At 43.1% G+C, this 23814-nt stretch carries 22 protein-coding genes and 1 tRNA gene; 7 read left to right on the forward strand and 16 right to left on the reverse strand.

Going from position 1 to position 23814, the window contains the following annotated elements:
* Positions 1-83 precede the first annotated feature (83 nt).
* A complete protein-coding gene (locus K0H61_RS05345) occupies positions 84-2087 on the reverse strand; it encodes a methyl-accepting chemotaxis protein (protein ID WP_220051704.1) in 2004 nt (667 codons plus the stop codon).
* A gap of 274 nt (positions 2088-2361) precedes the next feature.
* Here K0H61_RS05345 and K0H61_RS05350 point away from each other — a divergent pair, with 274 nt between their 5' ends.
* Complete coding sequence (locus K0H61_RS05350; protein WP_220051705.1) at positions 2362-2607, forward strand: HP1242/YdcH family protein; 246 nt, start codon at positions 2362-2364, stop codon at positions 2605-2607.
* Here the strand turns inward: K0H61_RS05350 and K0H61_RS05355 are convergent.
* A complete protein-coding gene (locus K0H61_RS05355; RefSeq protein WP_220052497.1) occupies positions 2564-5665 on the reverse strand; it encodes an efflux RND transporter permease subunit in 3102 nt (1033 codons plus the stop codon). The two genes, K0H61_RS05350 and K0H61_RS05355, sit on opposite strands and share 44 nt — an antisense overlap.
* Positions 5666-5667: 2 nt before the next feature.
* Positions 5668-6771: an efflux RND transporter periplasmic adaptor subunit gene (locus K0H61_RS05360; RefSeq protein WP_220051706.1), complete on the reverse strand. Its 1104-nt coding sequence runs from the start codon at positions 6769-6771 to the stop codon at positions 5668-5670.
* 136 nt (positions 6772-6907) lie between these two features.
* Here K0H61_RS05360 and K0H61_RS05365 point away from each other — a divergent pair, with 136 nt between their 5' ends.
* Both K0H61_RS05365 and K0H61_RS05370 read left to right on the forward strand, forming a co-directional pair.
* Complete coding sequence (locus tag K0H61_RS05365) at positions 6908-7534, forward strand: TetR/AcrR family transcriptional regulator (protein ID WP_258406013.1); 627 nt, start codon at positions 6908-6910, stop codon at positions 7532-7534.
* A gap of 194 nt (positions 7535-7728) precedes the next feature.
* Positions 7729-8580, forward strand: coding sequence for a DUF6268 family outer membrane beta-barrel protein (locus K0H61_RS05370; protein ID WP_220052501.1), 852 nt, complete (start codon positions 7729-7731; stop codon positions 8578-8580).
* Here the strand turns inward: K0H61_RS05370 and K0H61_RS05375 are convergent, their stop codons facing one another.
* Positions 8581-9141, reverse strand: coding sequence for a chalcone isomerase family protein (locus tag K0H61_RS05375; RefSeq protein WP_220051707.1), 561 nt, complete (start codon positions 9139-9141; stop codon positions 8581-8583).
* 178 nt (positions 9142-9319) lie between these two features.
* Positions 9320-9799: a DUF2947 domain-containing protein gene (locus K0H61_RS05380; protein ID WP_220051708.1), complete on the reverse strand. Its 480-nt coding sequence runs from the start codon at positions 9797-9799 to the stop codon at positions 9320-9322.
* 308 nt (positions 9800-10107) lie between these two features.
* Here K0H61_RS05380 and K0H61_RS05385 point away from each other — a divergent pair, with 308 nt between their 5' ends.
* Positions 10108-11472 carry a tyrosine-type recombinase/integrase gene (locus tag K0H61_RS05385; RefSeq protein WP_220051709.1) on the forward strand — a complete coding sequence of 455 codons (1365 nt, stop codon included), beginning with the start codon at positions 10108-10110 and terminating at the stop codon, positions 11470-11472.
* On the opposite strand, the gene K0H61_RS05390 is transcribed toward K0H61_RS05385, so the two are convergent.
* Positions 11381-12241 (reverse strand): sterol desaturase family protein, encoded by an 861-nt coding sequence (locus K0H61_RS05390; protein WP_220051710.1) that lies wholly within the window; start codon positions 12239-12241, stop codon positions 11381-11383. The genes K0H61_RS05385 and K0H61_RS05390 overlap by 92 nt on opposite strands.
* Before the next feature lie 61 nt (positions 12242-12302).
* On the opposite strand from K0H61_RS05390, the gene K0H61_RS17795 reads away from it, so the two are divergent.
* The gene (locus tag K0H61_RS17795; protein ID WP_258406014.1) at positions 12303-12566 is read left to right on the forward strand and encodes a hypothetical protein; all 264 of its coding nucleotides are present in this window, start codon (positions 12303-12305) and stop codon (positions 12564-12566) included.
* A gap of 265 nt (positions 12567-12831) precedes the next feature.
* Here K0H61_RS17795 and K0H61_RS05400 read toward each other — a convergent pair whose 3' ends face one another.
* The 10 genes from K0H61_RS05400 to K0H61_RS05445 all read right to left on the reverse strand — a co-directional run bounded on the left by K0H61_RS05400 (position 12832) and on the right by K0H61_RS05445 (position 22397).
* Entirely contained in the window at positions 12832-13488 is a 657-nt protein-coding gene (locus tag K0H61_RS05400) for an OST-HTH/LOTUS domain-containing protein (RefSeq protein ID WP_220051711.1), read from the reverse strand.
* 216 nt (positions 13489-13704) lie between these two features.
* Positions 13705-14346: a retron Ec78 anti-phage system effector HNH endonuclease PtuB gene (ptuB, locus tag K0H61_RS05405; protein WP_220051712.1), complete on the reverse strand. Its 642-nt coding sequence runs from the start codon at positions 14344-14346 to the stop codon at positions 13705-13707.
* 9 nt (positions 14347-14355) lie between these two features.
* Positions 14356-16023, reverse strand: a complete 1668-nt coding sequence (gene ptuA, locus K0H61_RS05410) for a retron Ec78 anti-phage system effector ATPase PtuA (protein ID WP_220051713.1) — start codon at positions 16021-16023, stop codon at positions 14356-14358.
* Positions 16020-16958, reverse strand: a complete 939-nt coding sequence (locus K0H61_RS05415) for a retron St85 family RNA-directed DNA polymerase (protein ID WP_220051714.1) — start codon at positions 16956-16958, stop codon at positions 16020-16022. Before K0H61_RS05415 ends, ptuA begins: the two co-directional genes overlap by 4 nt.
* Positions 16959-17286: 328 nt before the next feature.
* On the reverse strand, positions 17287-19191 hold the full coding sequence (locus K0H61_RS05420; RefSeq protein WP_220051715.1) for a replication endonuclease: 1905 nt from the start codon (positions 19189-19191) through the stop codon (positions 17287-17289).
* Positions 19184-19486 (reverse strand): hypothetical protein, encoded by a 303-nt coding sequence (locus tag K0H61_RS05425; RefSeq protein ID WP_220051716.1) that lies wholly within the window; start codon positions 19484-19486, stop codon positions 19184-19186. Before K0H61_RS05425 ends, K0H61_RS05420 begins: the two co-directional genes overlap by 8 nt.
* A gap of 231 nt (positions 19487-19717) precedes the next feature.
* Positions 19718-19906 (reverse strand): helix-turn-helix domain-containing protein, encoded by a 189-nt coding sequence (locus K0H61_RS05430; RefSeq protein ID WP_220051717.1) that lies wholly within the window; start codon positions 19904-19906, stop codon positions 19718-19720.
* Positions 19907-20036: 130 nt separating this feature from the next.
* Positions 20037-20885, reverse strand: a complete 849-nt coding sequence (locus K0H61_RS05435; RefSeq protein ID WP_220051718.1) for a hypothetical protein — start codon at positions 20883-20885, stop codon at positions 20037-20039.
* Between the two features lie 214 nt (positions 20886-21099).
* Positions 21100-21175 (reverse strand) — tRNA-Arg (locus tag K0H61_RS05440).
* A 55-nt stretch (positions 21176-21230) separates the two neighbouring features.
* Positions 21231-22397, reverse strand: coding sequence for a flagellar assembly protein FlgT (locus K0H61_RS05445; protein WP_220051719.1), 1167 nt, complete (start codon positions 22395-22397; stop codon positions 21231-21233).
* A gap of 336 nt (positions 22398-22733) precedes the next feature.
* On the opposite strand from K0H61_RS05445, the gene K0H61_RS05450 reads away from it, so the two are divergent.
* Positions 22734-23366, forward strand: a complete 633-nt coding sequence (locus tag K0H61_RS05450) for a FlgO family outer membrane protein (protein WP_220051720.1) — start codon at positions 22734-22736, stop codon at positions 23364-23366.
* The gene (locus K0H61_RS05455; protein ID WP_220051721.1) at positions 23363-23812 is read left to right on the forward strand and encodes an LPP20 family lipoprotein; all 450 of its coding nucleotides are present in this window, start codon (positions 23363-23365) and stop codon (positions 23810-23812) included. Before K0H61_RS05450 ends, K0H61_RS05455 begins: the two co-directional genes overlap by 4 nt.
* The last annotated feature ends 2 nt before the right edge of the window (positions 23813-23814 follow it).

Below are 23814 nucleotides of genomic sequence, written 5' to 3' on the forward strand. Positions count from 1 at the left end.
TGTTCGCACTTCTTAGTTATGCCATTAAAACAACACAGCCGCCCATTGGGCGGCTGTGTTTAGTCTTGCTAACTTGTTATTGCTTAGGCCTTAAATTGGCTAATTTGCTGTTTAAGGGCGATAGCAATAGAGGTGAGTTCATTGGCCGACTGAAGTGTTTCGGCTGCGCGCTGCTCACCTTCACCCGCCAGTTCACTTATCTGATGCAGATTATGAGTTATTTCCGACGCAACGCTGCTTTGCTGCTCGGTTGCTTGGGCGATATTGCGCGAGCTAACGGCAAGTTCACCGATTCGGCGAGTGATTTCCATCAGTTGTTCACCTGTCGCCTCGCCTTGGCTGGCAGAGGCCATGCCTAATTCGTGGCTTTGGGCCATTTGGGTGGTGGTACTTTTAACCTGAGTTTGCAGCTTATTAATGGTTTGAGAAATTTCGAGAATCGATGCCTGTGTGCGCTGGGCCAAGGTTCTGACTTCATCTGCAACCACTGCAAAACCGCGTCCTTGATCGCCCGCGCGAGCGGCTTCAATGGCGGCATTAAGTGCGAGCAGGTTAGTTTGCTCCGCAATGCTATTAATTACTTCAGTGACCTTACTGATGGCTTCACTTTCTAGGCTGACCTTTTCAACCGATTGGTGACTATGGCTCAGTTGCTCACTCAGTTTTAGTAAGTCTTCGACCACTTTGACCTGCTGCGCTTGGCCTTCGCGGGCGGCGATATCGACTTGTTGGCTTTGATCTGCGCCGTCCTGGGCGTGGTTGGCAACATCGCGGATTGACGTCGACATTTCTTCAATCGCGGTGGCAATTTGGTCTGTTTGCAGCATCAAGGATTGCGCTTCCTCACCATTTTGTTTAGCGATACTTTGGGCCTTGGCGGCTTGAAGCTCTAGGCTGCTAACGGAATCGTGCAGTGCCACAATCAGATGTCTTAACTCATTTGACATTGACGATACACTGTTAGTGATTCTATCAACTTCATTTTGACTATCAGTCTCTGCCAAGGTGATTTGCTTGCTGAAGTCCCCACGACCAAGGGTTTCCATATGCTTTTGCAGGGTATAAAGCGGCTTGAGGGTACGGACTAGCGCGAAGGATAACAGTAGTGTAATAAGTGCAATGCCAGTTAAGGCAACGATAGCATTTATTTTGAATAGGCTGATGCTTTCTTCGTTTAATTCATTGGCATCTACCTGACCCAGCATGACCCAGTTCCAACCGCTTACATATTGTGTGTGGGCATACATGGGGTGGCCCGAACTGTTGGTGTAATGCCAATCTGAATTTTCTTGAGTTGCCTGCGTTAGACTCAAGCCGTTTAGCATGGCTTCAGTGACGGTGTCGCCTGCGGAAAATTGCGGATGGGCAATTAACACGTTGTCGGATTTACGCATTAGTAGGAAATGCCCACTTTCCTCTAAGGTGAGGCGGTTTACCGCTTCCTGTAATTGCTTGAGTGAACTAGTGATCTCAAAACCGATAAATAGAATACCGATGACTTTGCCCTGGGCATCTTTTTCGGGGCGATAGACAGTCATGTAATCTTTACCGAAGAGCTTGGCATAACCTTCGTACGCTTCACCCTTAATCAAAGTAGCGTAACCCGGGTGGGTTTTACCTAAATACGTCCCTAGTGCGCGGCTACCATCGGGCTTTTTAAGGGAGGTGGAGATACGAATGAAATCATCGCCATCCCTTGCGAATACCGTTGCCGTACCGCCGGTAAGGTTGGCGAAACGGTCGACTTTACTCTTTGAAGAGTTAATTTGCTCACTCTCGTGGACCAACACCGGAGTCTCAACACCCAGCACGTTTACGGTTTTTCCGGGCATGCTGAATTCACCTGGATACATGCCTTTAAATACTTCGGCATTGCGGCGGGCAAGTTGCAATAAACTGTCGTATTGAAGTTTCAACATATCCGAGACGGCGAGCATTTGCGCCTTCATTGCGCTGGTGCCTTTATCTTCTAATACGCTCGAAGCTGCCTTGTAGGAGAGGCTGCTTAAAATGCTAAATATGATCAGGGTAAGTAAAAAGGCGAGGGCGCCAATTTGTTTTGCAATGGGCCAATTTTTATAGTTCATTCTATGGTTCCTGCGTGATTTATTAATGCTAATGTAACCCAAATGATATTTAGCCGTCTTGATGTGGGTCTAAAATTTCCTATCATTTATAGATAGTTCGCAACTTTTATCGGTTAGAGATCATTAATCTTTAGCTAATTCAGTAAATATTAATCTGGCTATTTTTGCGAATGTAAAATGCCATATTTTTACTGTGTAAATGAGACGGTAAGCGATGCAAATAAACCAAAGTGAGTGATGACTTTGGTTCCCTACAGGAAGAAAGGAGTCAATTATGCTGGGTGAAAATCATGCATTAGTGAATGAATTTGCCGAATATGTCGACAAAATACAGCAGCTCAAGGCGAGCCATCCGCTGTTTGCGACACTGTCGACGCGTTACCACGAGCTGGATCATAAAATTCGTGCATTAGAATTAACCAAAGTGCCCACCGATGATGAGCACTTTGTGGCTTTGAAATTAGAGCGACTACAACTTAAAGATAAGCTGTATCAGTACTTGATCCATGATGCGCTGTAGTTGCGGGATTTTCCTGTTTAGTTTTACGCGCCATTAATAACAGGTACATTGTTGGCACCCAGACGAGTGACAGCAGTGTGGTCAACAATGTGCCGCCAGCAATCGCGATAGCAAAGGGCGGCCAAAATCCACCGCCTGCAATGATGAGCGGTATAAATCCTCCGACAGTGGTAATTGTGGTCGAACTGATATGGCGACCACAACTGCTTACCGTGCTGATGATGACTTCTTTGTCGCCCCCCTTGGCATTCGGGGTGTCCTCAAGCTCAGCTAAGATCACAATGGCGGCGTTAATTGCCAGTCCCATTAAGCCTAATAGCGCAATAATAACGGGGAAACCAAAGGGGTAACCAAACACAAACACTGCGAGTAGACCAAGCCCTGCCGATTGCATTGCGCTAAAGAGGATAATGGCCGTGAGTCTAAAGGAGTTGAACGACAGCACTACAGTCGCAAACAGCAAAGTGATCACTAGGATGATATTCGACAATAGATTCCCTACAGCTTCGTTGCGTTTTGCGCTCTCGCCGCCTACTTCAATCCGGTAACCCGGTGGCAGCGGTATTGCATCAATTTTCGCTTTTACATCCCCAAGCACCTGTGCGGGTAACACACCGCTGACAATATAGGCTTCAATGGTATTCACTCGCTGGCCATTACGTCTTGGAATGGCGCCGCGGCTGACTTGTACCTCATTATGGGACAGTGCCGACAAAGGTACAGCTTGCCCTGATGGGGTGACGAGCTGAATTTCCGATAACCGATTTGCCTGTTCACGACTTCCATCGCCTAATCGAACGCGAATAGGCAGAGATTCGGTTTGCTCGAGTACACTGCCGCCAATCACTCCCGTGGTCGACATTTGGATTTGTCTGGCGATATCCGTAAGGCTTAACCCGCTCATTAAGCTGGCATCTTCATTCACCTGCAGCCAAACCTTGGGCGCTCCGGCGCTTAATGTAGCGCGGGTGTGTAGCACATCGGGCGTGGCGGCCAGGACATTACGAATTTCATCACCCAAATCGCGAAGCGTATCGAGGTTAGGACCATAAATCATCAACTCAACCGGTGCATTAAAAGGGGGGCCCTGTTCGAGTTTTCTCACTAATACCTGAGCGTCGGGGAAGCGTGCATCAAAGTCTTGCTGCAGTTTTGGGATTAATGCATTGGCGTGTTCAAAATCGGTCACTTTGACCATCGCCTGGGCATAGTTGGTTGCACCCTGTTGACGTTGGGTTAGATTGTAATAAAAAGAAGGCGTGTTCCCCCCGACAACCCAATCAACCTGCAGTACGCCCTCCAATGTGTGCAGCGCGCTATCCATTTGTTTAACCTGAGCGAGAGTATGTTCAAGGCTGACGTGGGGGGCCAAATACACCTCAATTTGAAACATATCCCTGTCCGATGGCGGAAAGAACTGCTCCGTCATCTTTGTTGATGCTATAAAGCCCACGACAGGGATGACCCCAATAGCAAGGGCACTTAAGAGCGGTCGATTAAGGGCAAACCTGAGGCTTGCCTGAAAGTAACCACTTACTAGAGGTACATTGATCCCGTGTTGATACCAAACATCGTTTTTGCCTTCGTGGCTAAAACGGCCCGCAAGTCCAGCAATTAGGGTGTGGGAAATCACATAGGATCCAACCAAGGCAAACATGACCGATACGGCAATGCCACCAACGAATTCACCCGCAGCACCAGGCATAAGTACTATGGGAGCGAAGGCTAAAATGGTGGTGATGGTGGAGCCTGCAAGCGGTAACCACAGGTGATGTAAGGTCTCACTTACTGCGGCAAGTCGGCCCATCCCCTGCTGGCGGCGCTGGGCGATAGCATCGACAATAACAATGGCATTATCAACCATGATCCCAAGGGCAACCACTAAGCCTGTCACTGACATTTGATGAATGGGCAGGCCAATGTATTTCATGCATGTGAGGGTGAACAGCACTGTTAAGGGCAACGACAGGGCAACAATCACCGCATTGCGAAGTCCGAGTGTTAACAGAAGCACGGTGAGAATAATCACAAAGCCCTGCAGCAAATTGATGATAAGGCCGCCGAGTCTGTCGCTTGTATAACTGTTTTGCTCAAATAGCCAATTAACCTTGATATTGGCGGGTAGCTCTTGATTAAGTTCATCGACTAACTGTTTAACCTGACCTTGCCAAATATCTACGCGGGTATTATTCAACATGCGAGCGGCAACAAATACCCCCTGCTCGCCGTCGGCAAGGGCGATGCTATCGGCAGGGGACTTCGCCTGACGGATGACGGTAGCAATATCACCGAGGCGAATAATTTGCCCCTGTGAATCGACCTTTAACGGCACTTGGCGAATGCGGCTTTGGGAGTCTAGCTCCCCCGAGACTTCGACTAAGGCCTTAAAGTGATTATTACTGATTTCACCTGCGGCAATTTTACTGTCGGCGCTACTTAGGATTTTGGCGATGGTGGCTGCGGTCAGTTGTAACTGACTCATCTTGTATCCATCTAATTGAACTAGGATTTCTTCCTCTGGCGCACCGAAGAGTTTGACGAAATCTGTACCAGTGAGCAGCCTAAGACGACTCTGTAACTCCTTAGCATAGCGATTTAGCATGTCAATGCGTGGCGCACTGGAATCGTTCCAAGCTAAGGACAAAATAGCGGTATAAGCGTAGCCTACTTGGTCGTCTAAGGTGGGCGTTTGCGCGCCTTCGGGAAGATTATTTTTACCGTCGGCGAGTAAATCACGCGCACGCGACCATACAGGATCGGTATCTTTTACCGAATCCTTTAACTCAAGCTGGATGACCGAAATACCGGGTCTTGAAGTGGATTGAATGAGTTTTATCTCTTCGAGCCGTCGTAGCTGATTCTCTAGTACTTCGGTCACGAGTGCTTCAACTCTTTCTGCTGAGGCGCCAGGATAGGGAGTAATCACTGATGCGAAACGGTTAGTGATATAGGGATCTTCGGTGCGTGGAAGGCTGCTGATGGCCCCAAATCCTGCTACGATCAGCAGCGCGATCACTAGGCTGACTAAGCGGCCATTTTCGACAAAGGCTTTTATCATCATTACCTCGTTGCCGCTAAGGTTGAGACAGCTTGACCGACGACTAGTTTATGTAGCCCTTGGGTAACGAATTGCTCGTTGGGTTTGATTGCCCCCTGAACATAGGCCATATCCTGCGTGGTGTAGAGGATTTCTACATCGCGGCGTTCGATTTGTTGCGGTGATTGAGCGCCTGCTACCACATAAATATTCCAGCGTCCGCGAATGCCATCGGTAAGTGCTGAGATTGGTATCCAATAACCGGCTTGGGCAACAGTTTGTTGTTGGTGAAGATAGGCTATTTCGCCATTAATCACCTTCGCATCTTTTGGCAGGCTGATCCTAAGTTGAAGTGTGCGACTAATGGTATTCACTTCGGCACTTATGCCAGCAATGGTGGCTTTATAACGCTGATTTTGCACACTGATATCAACCTCTTGCCCAGTATTAAATTGGCTGGCAAGTGCTACGGGCACGCCGATATAAGCCTCGGGCTTCACATCACCGACTAGGGTGAACACAGCACTGCCTGCTGAAACAACTTCGGCCAAATTATGTAAGCGGACACTGATAATGCCATCAAAAGGCGCTCGAAGCTGTGACTTGTCGAGTTTGAGTTGATTAGCATGCTGCGAGGCTAATAAGCGTTTTTTTGCCGATTCTAAACTGGACAGTTGTGTGCGATTTTCATCGAGCAGTTGTTCTGAAACATAGCCAGATTTTTTAAGCTCTTCATTCCGCTTAAGGGTGCTCAAGGCAAGGTTGATATCCGCTTGGGTTTGCGAAAGGCTAGCCTCGATTTCCTGATGTTCTGCGTCCAATAATCGGGTGTCTAATTTGGCCAGAAGTTGGCCCTTGCTAACCTTGTCACCACTGTCAACATAGAGTTCGCTTATTTTGCCGGATAACTCAAATCCTGCCCCAGTGGTATTACCCGCACGTATAGTGCCAGTAAAGGTTTGCTCACTCTGATAGCTAGATGACGCCAGTAATGGCGCTGTAGTGACTGTTGGCAACTGCGCGCTATTGGCGTGTTCAGTCAATTCCTTTTGGCAAGCTGTAAGTACCAGCATACTGATAAATGCGGTACTGATTACACGCCAATGACTTCGGGCTGAATTTTCCATGGGATCCCCACCAATGTAAGCATATGGTTAATTTCATGTAACTAGACTGCCTAGTCTAGAATTGTAAAACTAGACTGTCTAGTCTATTTTGTGCTTAACTAATACTCATTTGTAAGGCCGAGCGTCGAGTAGGGATATGACTCAGCAAAAAATGAGTGCTAAACCACAGAGCCGAAGTGAGCAAAAAAAACAGCAAGTACTTGTTGCTGCTATTGATTTATTCTGCAGCCAAGGCTTTCCTAATACCAGTATGGATGAGGTGGCTAAGCAGGCTGGGGTATCGAAACAGACGGTGTATTCCCATTTTGGCAGTAAGGATGAGTTGTTTGTCGCTGCAATTGAATCGAAATGCGTTGGTCACAATCTGAATGACAATCTGCTGAGCGATCCTTCACAGCCAGAAGCAATAATCAGCCAATTTGCCCAGCAATTTGGTGAGATGATTGTGAGCCCCGAGGCCATTACCGTATTTAAAGCCTGTGTTGCCCAGTGCGAAAGCCACCCTGAAGTGTCACGGTTATTTTTTGAAGCGGGCCCTCAGCATATTCTCGGCATGTTGGCGGAATATCTGGCCGCCGTTGAAACCTTAGGCCAATATCAGTTCGGCAATCCGCAACATGCAGCGGTACGTTTATGCATGATGCTATTTGGTGAGCTAAAGCTACGATTAGAATTGGGACTTGAGGTAGAGAGCATTTTAGCTGAACGCGAGACTTATATACGCGGTTGTGCCGACATGTTTTTAAGGGCCTATCGCTGCTAATTTTCTTAGTATCAGTTTGTATCTATTGCCAAAAAACTAGAATATTTTAACGCTTAAAAAGCGTATGATTCTCGCCTTAGTCGTGCAATAGATGCCATGTTGAGTTGATTGCAAGGAGCAACCGCGTGACAAGTAAATTTCCCATCTATGTTTTTTCCACCGCCATTGTTGCATCTTTAGTCGCATGTCCGCTTATGGCGGCAGATGCGGGTAAAGGCTTTCGCCCCTATAAATTGAGCGTGACTCAAATTAGCACCCAAAGTACGGCGATTGATAATTCAGCGACTGAGCTTCAGCGAAGCAGCTTACTGCTAAACGCGGGGGCGAATTTACCGCTTAATAAGCAATGGTCTGTAGGGGTTAGGGGCGGTTACGATCGACTTGATTATGACTGGCGTAACTTAAGTGTTACAGACGGGAATTATAACTCTCCACTATTTGCTGACTCGGGCGAAACGTGGGACCAAATTGAGCGTTATCGCTTAAGTGCGGCCCTAAACTACCGTATGGATAAACACTGGAGTTTCATGCTCGCACCGCAGCTTCAGTATGCATTTGCTGATACAGCCTCCATGGGAGACAGTCAGAGTTATGGTGTAGTGGCTTCAGCCATGTATGCTTTTGACTCAAGCAATATGTTGGGATTGGGGATTGCCTATCTTAATGATATTGATGAGGTCCGAACCTTGCCATACCTTGCGTTGCGCTGGCAAATTAACGAACGCTGGAAACTGGCTAACCCCTTTCAGGCTGGCTTTAGTGGCCCTGCGGGCTTAGAGCTAACTTATCAACTCAATCCCCTGTGGGAGTTTGGCGTTGGCAATTCTCGCCGTACCGAACGCTTCTTAGTGAGTCGCGATAATATTGTTGTTGAAACCAATGAATGGGTGAGTTATTTCCGGGCTGGTTGGCAGTTAACCCCCGTGATTGGGGTAAATATGTACGCCGGCTATTACTTTGCCGGTGAAATTGAGATAACCCATCAGGCAACTATGGATATGGATAACCAAGGCGCAGCGGCCTTGGATATCGAATTTAGATTCTGATTATTTGCCCAGCATCGCCTCTTTTAGGCTTTTCTGGGCGGGTTTTTCGCCAAGCCAAATTTTGAGTAATGCTTGGCGGAACATCTCACCTTCGATAGTGGCCTGTTCTTGGCCATTTTTATAGGCGGTGACCCCTTGTGCCTTGCTGGCAACAAAGGTGAATTGATCGCCTAACTTAATTTCATCCTTAAACAGCGCCATAAAGGCATCAATTTGCGACTGGATGTCGGTAGTATTGTCAGCCGTAGCGGCTTCAAACCCTTCGATGATCGCATCATGCATTTTTTCTGAGGTGATTAAACCGGAGGTGATATTAAGGCGAATTGCTGCAATCGGTGCGTCGATAACTTCAGCAGTGGTTTTCATGTGGGTTGGCACATAGAGACTGCCAACATATAAATCCATAAAAAATTTGCTGCGAATACCTGCGCCATTTAGGGTTAGTGGCTGTTCTTGCAGGGTTATCTTGTCAGCAATTTGAACTCCAGATACTTCTATCGCCTGAACGAATTGAGACGAGAGTAGAGCCGCAGTTAGCGTTAATGCTGAAAAGAACTTCATGATAAACCTCGACTTGAGTATTTTTGATTAGGGAAGCACAAGGACAGTCTGCTGACATGCAGAGAGATTGCCGCACGATACTAATCGAAACAAAATGTTCGTGGTAGCGCTCAACATTAATAAAATTACTAAATTTTGCGCGGCAATTTTAAGGTCTAAAACGGCTTTAATGCTTGCGTTAGCCGCGCATACCCACTTTATATTGTCCGGATTGTTCAAACATCACCGCTTGTGTTTGTTTGGGCGAAATCAGAATTGGGCCATCATCGAAGAATAAAAAGCACTTCCAATTGCGGACGAATACATCCCAGCGGGTTTCGATAATTTGATATTTCTCGTAGCAAAAATAAACGGTTGTATCGTCTGGCCATTGAATGTGGGCTGCGATGGTTTCAGGTAAGCTGTTATCTTCACTGTCCCAAGCACTCTGCCAATGAGCTGTTTCTGTCCAGGCTGTGGCTTTAGCTGCCCAGTCTCCCTTAGTAAATTGTTCAGCACAACTACTCTTATTGCTAATCCATTGATTCCACACCTGCATGGCACTTTTATCCGTTAACGGAAGAATATGGGTCTTATCTTCATCGCTTACGGGAAGGTCTTTGTGGTTGAAAATCCACTTACGGCGATAATTTTCTAATGGAATGTAGGTATGAGCCAAACGAGCAGTCCTCGGTGAAGTAAGTTTATTGCTGATTAAACAATTGAAGGGGAAATTATACTTGTTTTAGGAAAACTAAGAAATGATGAGAGAGTGAGAGATGAGCTTAATGATAATTCTCAAACTGGTCTCTCCACAGGAGACAGTTAGCGACGTTAATGGAAATTAACCAAATTTATTAAATCTATACAAAACATAACGTTACGAAAGTTTTTGTGATTTTGACATTAACCAGAATTACTGTATTTTAGTCTAAATTAATGCCTGTGGTGGCACATAGGCGGCACAGGATTTAGGGCTAAGTGACTATGGCTATTGAAACAACCTTCACAAAACGTGCTTTCGAACAGCTCGAAATCGGTCAAAAACGCTTCAGAATCGCCGATTTTGGCCATCGAGACTCAATTAATGGATTAATCTTAGATGTTTTCCCATCGGGAAAAAAGGTTTTTCGCTTTCGCCGCAAGCATTTAGGTAAAGACGTCACAGTGACGATCGGGGAGTTCCCGCATTTAACCATAGAGAACGCTCGCAAGCAGGCCAAATATATCGCCGTAGACTTGGCCGAAGGTATCAATCCCAACGAAGCAAAGCGCCTCGCAAAACAAGAGGCTGAGCTTAAAGAAGCCCTCTCGATGACGGTTCAACAACTGTTTGAATCCTTCGAAGCCGAGTTTATGGTCAAAATTAAAACGGGTGAGCGGCGACTCAATTCCCTTAAGGATATTCACTCGATTTGGAAGAATCATATCCAGCCGCGTATTGCCCATTTGCCGATTGATAACATCACTGCCGTTGAAGCTGAAAACCTACTCAAGCTTATCATCACCAAAAACTCTGCTGCCGTTCGTAACAAATGCCTGACCTTGCTCAAGTCGATGTTCAATGAACAACAAATCAATCCCTTTGGCCGCATCAAAAAACTCGCTGCCGTGAAGCGTGAGCGGATTTTAAATCAGCATGAGGTGAGGGCATTACTTGAGTCATTAGAATTTGAGCCGCCACTTTACCGTGATGTGGTAATGCTGTTGCTGTTAACGGGTCAACGTAAAAGCTGCGTGTTCAGTATGGAGTGGCGCGAGATAGACCATCAGCGCGGGGTGTGGATTATCCCGACCAGCAAGATTAAATCGAAAAAGCCCCATGCAGTGCCACTCACTAAAGAGGTCATGGCAATTCTTGAGCGCCGTAGTAATGAGGCGGTGCAGGGGGATAAATATGTATTCCCTGCCGAGCGAAGTCATTCAGGCCATATCACTGAAAACGCGGGAAAGGGCAGCTTTTGGTATCGCATCACTGAACGGGCAGGGCTTAGGAGTCCTGAGAAGTCAGCAACAGCGAAAGAGGATAATGTCACTATCCATGACTTAAGGCGAACCATCGCCAGTTGGAGTGTGATGCGCGGCGGCAATATCCAGACGACAAGTAAGCTGTTAGGTCATAGCGATATCAGTATCACAGCAAGCACTTATGCTCACTTAGATGTGGAAAACGTCAGAGCTGAATTAAGCATAACCACTGCTCAATTATTAGGGACTGAATCAACCTCAACATCAAAGGTTGAGCAGTTAGTTCGAGAAATTAATTCTCTAACTTTTGAAGAACGACTTCTTCTGAGTCGTTACCTTTCCGATTTGAATGTTTTGGATAGCGTCGATAGGACGAAGGTTTGAAAGGATAAATCATTTGAGCTAATAAGCCTTTACCTAATTTATGTGAAACTCCAAGCGGAACATTACATTGACTTGGTATGCGGTGTGTTCCAAACATTCTGTCAAAAATGGAAAACACGGTTGCAAAATTGGTGTTATGAGCCGCGCTCTCTTTCGCATGGTGCCAGCGATGCATCGTTGGAGATACAAAAATTTTCTCTAAAAATCTTGATCGCCAAGGAATGTCAGCATGAATAAAATAACCATAATAATGTCGGAATAATCTGTTTGCGATGACAGCATATGGAGGAAATCCAAGCAAAATCAAGAATGTCGTATCAATTACGAATGTTGATAAAAAATTTATTGGGTGAAAACGTTCTAACGTCAACCAAGTCATATGTTCATCGGAGTGATGAGTTGCATGTGAAGGCCAAAGTAATCTTGAATGCTCGAATCTATGCCGCCAGTAGCCAATAAAGTCTCCTGCAAACACTGCTATTACTATAACTAGCAACTCATTCAAATTAGTCCACAAACCTGTAAGGTATTGGGGTATATAATCCAATAAAAATTCTTGACTGTACTGAATGATAGGTAGCATCACTGCAAGGTTGATAAGGATGCATCCAAGATTAAAAAATGTGCTTTGAATAACTTCTTTGTAATTTTTAAAAATGTCTTGTCGTCTTATTAAAGTAGATACTAAGATGAAAAGTACGGATAGCAGTATTAATTCACTGAACTGATTGAGTATTTTGTCTGTTAGTAACATCAGATTGTCTGCCATCAGAATTATTCTCAGTCAGTAGTGTGAGCATAGGTCTTTATATTAGCGATTGTAACCCAAAGTGTTAACTCCTTGTGAGAATATTAACTCCAGAAGTAATTCCGCCGTAAATGGGATTAGTGTAATCCCTGCCGAGTGTAGTCATTCAGGACATATCACCGAAAATGCGGGCAAGGGCAGTTTCTGGTATCGCATTACTGAGCGGGCAGGGCTGCGCAGTTCTGAGAAGTCAGCAACAGCGAAAGAGGATAATGTCACCATCCACGATTTAAGGCGAACCATCGCCAGTTGGAGCGTGATGCGTGGCGGCCAGATGTTAAATTAACGGGCAGACCACCAGTAAGCTACTCGGCCATAGTGATATCAGTATCACAGCAAGCACCTATGCCCACTTAGATGTGGAGAATGTCAGGGCAGAGCTTGGGATCACCACGGCACAGCTTTTGGGGACTTATGTTCAAGAATCTAGGGTTGATAAGTTGGTGAGGGAAATTGAAGCGTTACTACCTCATGAAAGGCAGACATTATTTGAGCGATTGAGGAATATTTAAATAAGGCCTAATATACAGTTCATGACATAGAAAGCTTTATTAATCTTTTAAATTAACATTATCACTTTGGCGGAATAAGACTCTAGCTCCCCCTTTTTTTGTTGTCTCTGTTTTAAACTCGAATAGTTCAGATGCGAGCATTAAACATTTTAGTGATTTAAATCCAAGTTTTTCTCGAATTTTGCATAATTCATCTGGAATTTGATTTTTAATAAACTGAGCAGCTTCAGACAATGGTGCCCACCCATCACTCCTTTTACTCATCACCAAATATTGAATCAGATGAGTTATAATTTCACTATTTCTTATAAACAATAACTCTAGTTGATATTTTCCATTATCGCTGGTTAAAAAAATTACTGATTCTCTGTAAGCTTTTTTCATTCCAATTATTTGGTGATTGATTGTTGCAATTTGTTTGCGTAGTTCTTCTGTAAGGTTGTCAAGTTTTTTTATTAATTCTACACAGCTTTCGATGGAGCGGTTATCAAAATTAGGAAGTAAATGATGTATCATCTCGTTTCGCTGTTCAACCATATGGCTCAAAGCTTTTTTACATTGTTCATATTCAATACTGCTAGTCTCAATCGTTAGTTTTATAGAAATGAAAACATCTTTTAAAACAATATGTTCAGAGGTTTTATCTTCGGCTTCAGGTTGGATGATTTCTACATATTGATTAACTAGTTGACCCATAGTCTGTTTATGGATTTTATTAGATCGTTCTTTTTTATTTGCTCAATCTCGTCGGCATAACCTGCGAAACTTCCATTAGTAATAATGTACTTTAATAACTGTTCTAACTGTTGAAACAGTAGTACATTTCTACCAATTTTATTTAAAACATTGTTATATAGTGCGTCTAAAATCATAAGTTCACTAGTTAAAAAATTTAATTTTAGTCATGAAATGTTAATATTTTTTATTAAATATCCAAGCGTGCTCTAGTGCCGTTTTAAATTCTTTACCAATAGTTTCATTAATGTTGTCATTTAAGAATGTATTAAAGTCATCAGCAAGTTCATCTTGTAATTCATAGAGCTCTTCAATTTCATCCTGTATGGCTAAAATAGCATTTTTTCGTCGGTTAAATAGAGTTGTATCGTCATTTAAGTTTAGTACTCTAATCGTTTCTTGAGCTTTTTTAAGGTTTATTTCACTTATTTCATTTTTTGGTTCTATTTTTCCACTAGTCAAAAATAAAAAGTATTCATTAGGATCATCAACATCTGGTTTTATAATTTCATTAATATTATAGTTTCCGGCTCTAGAATCTTTGTAAATTCCGCATCGATTCCAACCACCAGGTTTTGTACTATCACCACATGAACCAAACAAATTATCCCATTTAAAAGTGTCTTGAGGGAATTCATCACGTGTTTTAAAATGTTCAATATGTTTTCTAACTAGTTTACATTCACAATATACACAGAATCCCCCTTGCATTTTATCGAGAGCTTCCCAGATTTCTTCTTTAGGTACACTCATCCAGTCTGAATTGGCAAGTGAAAAATCATCCAAGAATTTTAATTGTGTCCTAACTAATTTTTTCATTTAACTTGCCTATTTCTTTGACTTTTCTAAAGCTTTTTTCCTCATAGCTTGAAGTCTAATTAAGCTATCACTTTTTTGTATTTCAAAACTACCCTCACCAAAATGGTATTTTATTTTTCCATAAAGGGATTTAGCATCTTCGTTTTCAGAATAATCAGCAGCTATTAGCATTTTTTCAAACTTTTCTAACCAATGAGACTCTTCTACACGTGCAGGTTTTGCAAAAGTTCCCATCAATTGTTCTAGGATATCTGAATTTAAGATGCCCTTCGTTTGGTAATCAGGGGCTTCGATTATTGTGCCACCATTAATATCAAACCCAGAAAAATATCGTATGTTTTTTCTATCAACTGTTGATAAAACCAATGGGCTATGTGTTGATATAATAAACTGTATATTTGGGAAACAATTTTTAAGATCTAATAATACATCTTGTTGCCATTTAGGATGTAAATGTAATTCGATTTCATCGATTAATACTATCCCTTGACCTTCAAGAGGGTTATTGAGTTTAGGGTTTAACATTACTAGGCGACGAACAAGATCTGCAATGAGTCCTAAAAAAGTGCGTTGACCATCAGAAAGTTGCTCAATCGTAATATCTACTGAATCATTAGTTACGAATACGATATCTGAACCAGACTCAGTTTCAACCCAAATATTGCTAATGCTAGGTATTACTTTACATATAGCTGCAACAACTATTTCCTTTTTTGTAGCATCTGATAAAAACGAATTATCATTGGCACGCTCAAGTATTGCTAATGCATCATCTAGTTGTTTTTGTGTGGTCTCCAATAACGGGATTAAAGCTGTTATCCCGCTCTTTACAGATTCGTTTAGAGCCTTAACCTGTTGTTCCAGTTCTTCAATTTTTGCAGTATTATCATTAACTGTTTTTTTGTGAAGTGAAATGAACCATTCAACGAAATGTTCAAATTTACCAGATCCTACTAACGAAAAATTATAAGCATCAAATCGTTCGTCTCTTAAATTTGCGTTATCTTTTGTTGTTCTCTGAAGCTGGTAAGAACGATCAACTGAATAATAAGCGCATAATGGTAAATTTAATAGATGAATTTCATTTATAATTCTGAAAATATTTGAAATCTCTCGTAAATTCTTAATGTCACTTTCTCTTCTGGAAGAAGCACCTAATTTTGATCTTGATAGTCGAGCATTAATCCGTTTCAAGCCAGAGCCGAAATTGAATTCTGAAAGTACATCAGTGAAATCTTTTTCTGTTCCTCTTCTTATATCATATAGCTCACTTAATCGCTGTCCTTGTCCTTCTTCCTTTAAAATATTAGCGTTAATCCAGCTTAATGTTTTTGAAATAGCATTAAGAATAGTAGTTTTACCTTGTCCGTTGTTACCGATTATTACTGTTAAATCTGGTTCAAAAGACATTTTTAAGTGCTTAAAAACTCTTAGGTCAAATAACTCAATGTTAACCAAGGTTAACTTGTTTTTCGGTAAGTAAATACCTAAAGAGTTAGATTTGATATTTTCAATATAATCAATACACTGTTGAAGATATTTTTTCGATAAATTACTATCTACTATTACATCATCTAAACCATCTTTATAATTTAGATATAGCTGAAATGCAGATAGTAGTTCTCCCTTGCGAGCCTTTCTTTCTAACTCTTTCGTATTTTTAGTTTTTGTGTTCATAGCTGAGCCTCATAGATATTTCTTATTAATTCATCAGTATATTTTATACTTAATCTTTTGATGAAAATGGGTTCTATATGCTTAGCAAAAGAGAGCATTCCTCTTAAATGATGTATTTCTGATGTATCTAATTGGTTATGCTTAAATTGATGGATTAAGTGTTTAATATATCTTTTACGATCTCTACCTAAAGAAATTTTTCCATTATTACTTAGGGTTACACCTGTTACATGCCTATTATGTGCTTTTGATGAAAAAACAGTTTTACTATGATTCAATTTTATATTAAATGAAAAATTTTTAGTTAATAATGACTGAATTTCAGGGATGATTTTAAAAAGGAGGTTCTCTTCATTTGTCGAAAAAGTTAAATCATCAGCATATCTTGTATAGACTATGTCTTTTACTTTACATAACTGACTCAATTGCTTGTCAAATTCACTCATGCAAAAATTTGATATCGTAGGTGAGGTTGGAGCACCAACACTTAAAATTAGTTTCCCACTTTTTGTCTTACTAGGGCACCAAAACAACAGCTTTTCAACTAGTTTAACTTCCTGACTTGTAAATACTTTCATTAGATCTGTGTTTTTTCTGACAACTTCCCAAAAAATTCTGGGTGTTATTGAGTTAAAAAAATTTTCTAAGTCAGTTTTAAGTAGGTATTTTTTTGAGGCATGGGCTTGAGCGTTTTCTTTGATACTTTTGCCTTTGCAATAAGCCATAGCCGCTCTATGCACTGGAAAGGTATAAAGTTGCAAAAAAGCCCTTTGATAATCCTTAAGCTCTTTAGATGGCTGTGCAATGACTCTATGCCCATAGGAACGCTTTGGAATTTTGTATACACGGTACTTATTTGGAGCATCAGCCAAGAATCGTCTAACTTCCGATTCTCTTTTACCTAAGTTATTGGCTAAATTTTTTACTAAGTCCATAAATATCTCAACAAAAAAGCCCAAGAGTAAATACTCTCGGGCTTAGCTCTTTACTAGAGACAGCGAAATGTTCGTACTTCTTCGCAGCCTAAAGGAGGAACGAGTTTAGGGTGCGAAGAAGTACGAACATTTCGCAACCATTCCCGTTCAATAAGTTAGAGTCTGGCTAATCACCCGACTAGACGAAATTCGTCCTAAGCTAAAGAGCAGTTTGATCTTACTTTAAGCCTTTAAGATTAACAATGCTTTAGACAGAATGGTACTGAATTAAATACTATTCTGAGTACTTGCTCTCTTTTGGGATTGTGATTAATGCTTCCTCGTACACTTATTGACAGAACTCCAAGTGAGAGCAAAAAGCTTTTTTCTGAACCTGAGACTTCGTTGCCAGCGTCCAAGTGTGGACGCGGGTGATGATCTCAACGCCAAAAGACACAATCCCTTTAAGTTGAGTTAGTGCGGCATCGCCATAGCGATTAGTTTTGAGTGGCTGATAGTTTTCAGGCGCAGATTCTGAATTGATTTCTGCAATTCCTGTATCTATTCCAGAAGCTAATCCCGATTCTAATCCCGTATCTAACCCCGAAAATCCTGCAACTGTTCCTGAAGCCTTTACTGGCATTTCAGGAAGGTGATCCTGAGATTCCCAAGATGATTCCTGCATGTTCCTGAAAGCGTCCTGTAATTGGTTCACGGAGTTTTCAGCATTACTGCGGTAATTTTTCAGACTATTCCCGCAATCCAGAATTGGGTTTTGGGAAAGTTCCTGCATGGATGCGGTAATTTGTTGGGATTTGTGCTTATAGAGTGGGTGAATAGTTTGCTCTGAACGTTTGCAAGTAACACCGCCCATAAGGTGAGTATATAAATTCCAATTGCTACTATCGGCAGCTTGGCGGATAGCCTCAATCCAATCGAGACTCGGATCTTTAATTGGATCAATCCGTCTTAATTCGCGCCATACTGTAACGCCCACGCCACCAATTTGTTGAAATTGGCGAATGCCCCAACAGGATGCCCATACTTTTACTCTGATTGCAGATGTTTTGGCATCTTTGCCGTAGTTGTCGTACTCAATACCTTCACCATCGATGTTTTTACTGATGTATTTCATAAGGTAGCCAGTTGCAGAGCCTTCTTCTAGGTCGATATATTCCACCTTTAAGCGGCATTCTTTTGCGCCTTGTTCGTCACCATCTTCTTCTAGGCAATAGTGACAGAAGGTATCTACTAGGGTTTGTAGTTGCTCGGCAGGGACGAATAACAGTAAATGCCAATGCGGTGTGCCGTCATGGTGTGGCTCTGCCACACGAAAGCCAAATGGGGTGATTTGCTTACGGGCAAGATCGGCACGAATGCGGGCGAAAGTGCGGTTAAGGTATTCTTGGGCATCGAGCGGAGTTGCGCCGCTCCATTTAGGATTTTCATCCCCTGTTATTGCAAATGAACGATGGTATTTTGATGGAGTAGTCATAGTTAAGAAGACTGCGCTGATACCTGCTTCTTTAGCATGATCTTCAAAGCCACGGCTACGAGCCATTAACTCAGCTTTGCGAATAGTGGGATTTGATACATTGCGTTTGGATAAATCGGCAAGGCTTGCACTGAATCCATGCTCATTAGTTGCAAAGGTGTTTTCTAAAAGCTGTTGGTTGTTCTTCCATTGGCTTTGAAAATTGCTCACCGTAATGTGACTGGCATAAATCCCTCTTCGCTTACTCACCAGATTGAGTAAGCGGGAAACTGTTTCAATACGTAGATTCTGCTGCCGTCTTAATTTACGTTTCCACCAAACTTCATCTTTTGCCCGAGCGAAAACACCTAGGACTTTAGCAAGCTCGATGTTATCGAGCGTATCGAGTTTGAGGTTGTTGATAATGGTCTGACTCAGTTTAGGCGGATTGATGCTGTAACAAGCCATGTAATGCATAAGCGTGTTGTAAGTAGTTAGTAATCCCTTACCTTCAATTTGAGTAGTAATTTGAATACAGCGGCGGGCATGTTGCTTGGCCTTTACATTAATATCTTGATTATCAATATTCACATTATAAAAATACTTATCCTTGCCCATGATCTCAGCGATTCGCTTTCTAGTGTGCAGCACGCTTAAGTTAGCTTCACGACGTGTCGGCAATTGGAGGTAGATGTGCATCATTGCTAAGCGGTGTGGAGTGGGCAGGCCATAGAGTTGTTTCTCTAGCCAATGTTTATCGTCAGCATGAACCTTAGGCATCAGTCTTTACCTCGCTGTTAGTCAGTAGTTGCTTACCTCGCTCGTTAAGCGTGAGCTTTTGCCAGCGAATACCCATTTCAAACGCGGTGGATTCAGTGAGTAGTCCTTCACGTTTTAATCTAAAGAGGGTGCGTTTTTGAAAGTGCCCGTTAAAGGTTGCAATACCGTCAACCTTGCCAAAGTCGCTGCAAATTTCTGAGCACAGGAAAAGGCTATTGCCCTTTGAAAGCCATTGGGCAAATTCCAGTTGTTCATCGGTGAGTTTGGGCATGGATAAAGTAGGGGAGGTCATCATTATTTAGCCTCCCCGTTATGTAACGAAAATACGTGTCCTTGGTCAGTGATTATTGCCATGTCCCCGTTAACGGTGTCGGGACTCGTTAACAGGTACAACTTTTCAATTTTGCGCTTTGTACCCGTTAACGGGTACATGGACTCGTTATGTAACCTAATGGATTTCACACTCTCGGATAGTGTGTGATCCATCATCGCTAGTTGAATGATGATGCAAAGCGTGGCTGAGTATTTAAAGAGTGTGATCATAAACCCTCCCGTTAACGAAGGATTCCACATCGCTTTGGCGGTACTTAACGCTGCGGCCTACTTTAACGAAGCGTAAAGGATAGCGGCCAGTACATCGCCAAACCGAAAGCGTGCCAATGGTGACGCCGAGAAATTCGGCGACCTCGGAAGGGGTGAGCAAGATATCGTTCATGGTAACTCCTGATTAAAGTGGATTTGTCAGGAGTTAGGTTAGGGAAGTGCTATTAGGATGTAAGTCTCGCTCGCAGGGAGAAACATACCTCTCGCAGTGAGAAATGTATTTCTCGCCGCGAGAGGTAAAATTATTTGTCTTTATCTGACGCCAACAGCCATTTGTAGAGACGATCGAATCCGTTGGTGTGCCACTCCAATGGTGAGCCTCTTTGCTCGGAGATTGCTGCGACTTGCGGGAGAAGCTGACGGGCTGCATGTCTGGCACTATGGAACTTACCCGCTTTGTAGAGTTTGACAGCATCAGCTTTAAGAGTTCGGTTGATAGCATGTTTGGAGTCATTGCCAGCTTTAGCTGCTTTCTTGACAGAATTACGTTTACCAATAGCTTCAAATAAGCCAGCTTTGATTTTTTGTAATGACCTGTTTTTACTTGAAAATAGGCTTACTGTTAATTCTTTTTTGAGTGTGTTTGCTGCCTTTTCAAGCCCTGCCATCTCACAGGATAGTGCTGCGTGAAGAATGTCTGCTTCACGTTCCTCCAGGAGGTGTAGTAAATCTTCGTAATGCTGAAACTGGTCATGCTCTTTAAATGCATCTGAAAGAGTTTTTGCGGATGTGAACTTTTCGAGTAATCGAGAGTTTTTCTCCGGTGCCGCCAAAGGAAATTTGGTGGCGAAATCGAAGAATAAGTTAGCAACGTCTTCTGCTGTTAAATCAACCAAGTCAGAGATGTTGTCGATCACCGCGAGACGCTCAATAATCTCGTTATGGCTAAGGTTTTGACTATCTTCCGAGTTTGGCAAGAGTTTGTATACGTATGAGCCTAGCCAGTCATGGGACAAGGCAGTGATCAAAAACTCAGCAACAAATTGAAGTTTTGGGTTCTCGTCATTTTCCCAAACCTCCATTAGCTGTTCAGCCGTTCCTTGCATTTGGTATTCGGCAGCTTTCTTTAGAACGGCATCAATAGAATTCATGATGATAAAAACTTTGCTAGTTGTTCTGGATAACCAAAAACTAACGGAAATGAGCCTGAGAGTCCAGAAAACGGGTGAAATGCGTGAAAGCGGGATTTTTGAAAATGTTACGAAAAAAAATTCTAAAAAACGTCATTCCTATGGTGGCACATAGGCGGCACAGGATTTTTAATTTTTCGTAAGTTGTTGAATTTTATAGTAAAAAAGTGACTTATGGTCTCTCCACAGGGACTCGAACCCCGATCGGCCGCTTAGGAGGCGGCTGCTCTATCCTGTTGAGCTATGAAGAGACGTCAGTGATTATACTGGTTTTGTCTTTGATTAAAAGTCTCAAGATTTAGTTGCTTAAATCTTAATCGCTATATCGTTTATCTGTACATTGTAAACTGCATTCTGGTCCGTTAGCACGGCTGTTGCACTTTCTTCACTGACCTGTTCAATTTGTACCGTTGCTCGACTCTTACTGGCTACAGCGCGCATTTCATTGAGTCTATCGGGTAGGTTTTGCTGTAAAACCACTTGGAATTTATCGTTTACTCGTATTCCGTGTTTACGACCTAAATTTAGAATAATTCGGTCGCCTTGGCGACTGACCACTTGTCCTAGAAGGGGGCGGCAATTGAGGGTGCTATCTATATCCCGTGTCGCTTCCTGCATGATGAGACTAATATGACGGCCGTAGGCTGAGTTCCAAAAGCGATTACTATTTGGGGTGACAATGGCATTTTCTGCAAACTCCCAAGGTGCACTTGTGCTGTAGCTTTTGCTCCAAACTTCTTCTCCACTAATGCCATGGTAGAGGCTGAGTTTGAATTGAAATTGTCGATGTGGCGCTTCATCCCACCACCCCATAAAGGTTCGGGTGACAGGCTCGGTCGAGATATCAATAATCTGCGGCAGTAAAATGTATTGGCTATCGGTGATTTCACTGAGCCAGCTAGGAAGGCGATAACCTCGGATATCGACAAGCGCCTGGGTGATATCGAGCCGCTCTTTGGCGTGGATATGGCTAAAGCTGGTGGATGAGTAACCATCAATACTATTGCCGAGTTTCTCCGAAATCACTTCTTCAAATCCAGATAATTGGCCGTAGCGTAATTGTGCTCTGTCTTTAATTTGTGCTTGGGGAATAAGAATGGCCGCCTTTAGCTGACCCGCAGGGCACTGTTGCGTGGGATCGTCATTGAGGTCGAGTCTTAAGGACACATATATTCTATTGCCTTCAATCCGTTCACTCACTAACTGGATACTGATCGCCTGGGCATTGCGATTAATGGAAAAGTTATTTTGAGTGAGGTTGCCGTTAGTGGTTTGCTGCTCGCTGGAAATCTGGATGCCAGTATTGAGGGTTGCATAGCTCACGGCTTGATTGATGGCTTCTTCCCGCGCTTGGGTCACATTGCCATTGATAATAGTGGCATCACCGCTGGCATTCACCCACTCGGCTTTAGCGGGTATTGCAAATAGCGTAAGGCTCCCAATCATGAGCAAGGTGGTACTTATTTTGTTCATTAATAGAGTCCTTAACGAAAGTTACTACGCTCTGCCACGACAAAACTGTGTGACAGCCAAAAGTCAGGATCTGCCGATTTACTGACGTTATTTATTTAGCCGAGTTAAAGCAAATTCTGTGCCTGTTATTGAGCGGGTAATATTGCGGGTGACTACTGAGGTTTAAGGATACAGAATTGAGGTCGATAACAACTCTGCAGGGAGATAGCTGAGGTATTTCTCAACATGCGTCCTTTGCAAATACTCTTAACCTGGTCTGATAATTGCTAGCCATAAGACAAAGTGGCAAAGGTAATGGGTCATTTGTGACCGCATATAACCATTGAGGTAAGACTAATGCTCAAACGTGCATTAATTTATATGGCAATTTTAGTGTTGGCAGGTTGTGCTTCTGGCACAAAAGAGCCGCCAAAACCGAGCTTTGTTGACGGCAATGGATTGCCGCCGACGGCAGTTATCAATCATATATCACAGCGTATTACGACTGAGTTAACACAGCAAAATGATGCTTTGCGTCCTGATCAGCCTTTGGTTGTTCTAACGCCTGTACTAGTTGGGGACTTGAATAGTACCAACGCCTTTGCCCTGCAATTACAGCAGGGGTTAATGGCGTCACTGCATAGCTTTCAGTTCAATGTGGTGGATTTAAATTTAGGTGATGGCATAAGAGTGACTGAAGAAGGTGATTTTATTTTGACGCGCGAGTGGCAAAAGTTATCAACCAACCTGCCTGTCGACCATTTAGTCGTCTCGACAATGAGCCCAGCGACAAATGGCATGGCGATTAACACTCGTATTGTTACCATCAGTAACAATCGGGTGGTGTCGACCTCTCAGACCTTTATTACCCAAAAAGAACTTGGCAATTACCTGCAGCGTTCTGAGCAGGTGGTGTCCCACGATGGCATTTTATATCGTCAATCCGCACCGGGAATGAACGAAGTTCGCGTGTTAGGAGATAACAAATGAAACCCTTTTTTGTCTTAGTGGCCTTACTGATGCTGACTGCCTGTAGCAGCAAAGATAGATACGTTCAGTGGGAGGATGTGCCACCCCCAAGTTTTCCCAAACTGACGGCTATCGGCTATGCACCTTTAGCGACTCAGCCGGCAAAAGAACAATCACAACGGGTACTGATGGCGATGCAGGCTTCAAAAATTGTGGCTTACCGTGAGTTAGCCGAGCAGGTTTATGGCCAGAAAATTACCGCCAATAGTAGTGTGAGTGAATGGATGCTAACCGATGATAATGTAAAAGCCTCGGTGACGGGGATTATTCGTGGGGCTAGGGTCGTGAAAAGTTATCCTGCGGGTGATCATTATGTGACTGAGTTGGAGCTAGATTTCGCTCAAGTATGGCAGCTCTACCAACAGCAAAGCCGCCCACAGCGAATCAAAGAAGTTACTTATTTCTAGTG

The sequence above is a fragment of the Shewanella acanthi genome, from assembly GCF_019457475.1.
Taxonomy (GTDB): domain Bacteria; phylum Pseudomonadota; class Gammaproteobacteria; order Enterobacterales; family Shewanellaceae; genus Shewanella; species Shewanella acanthi.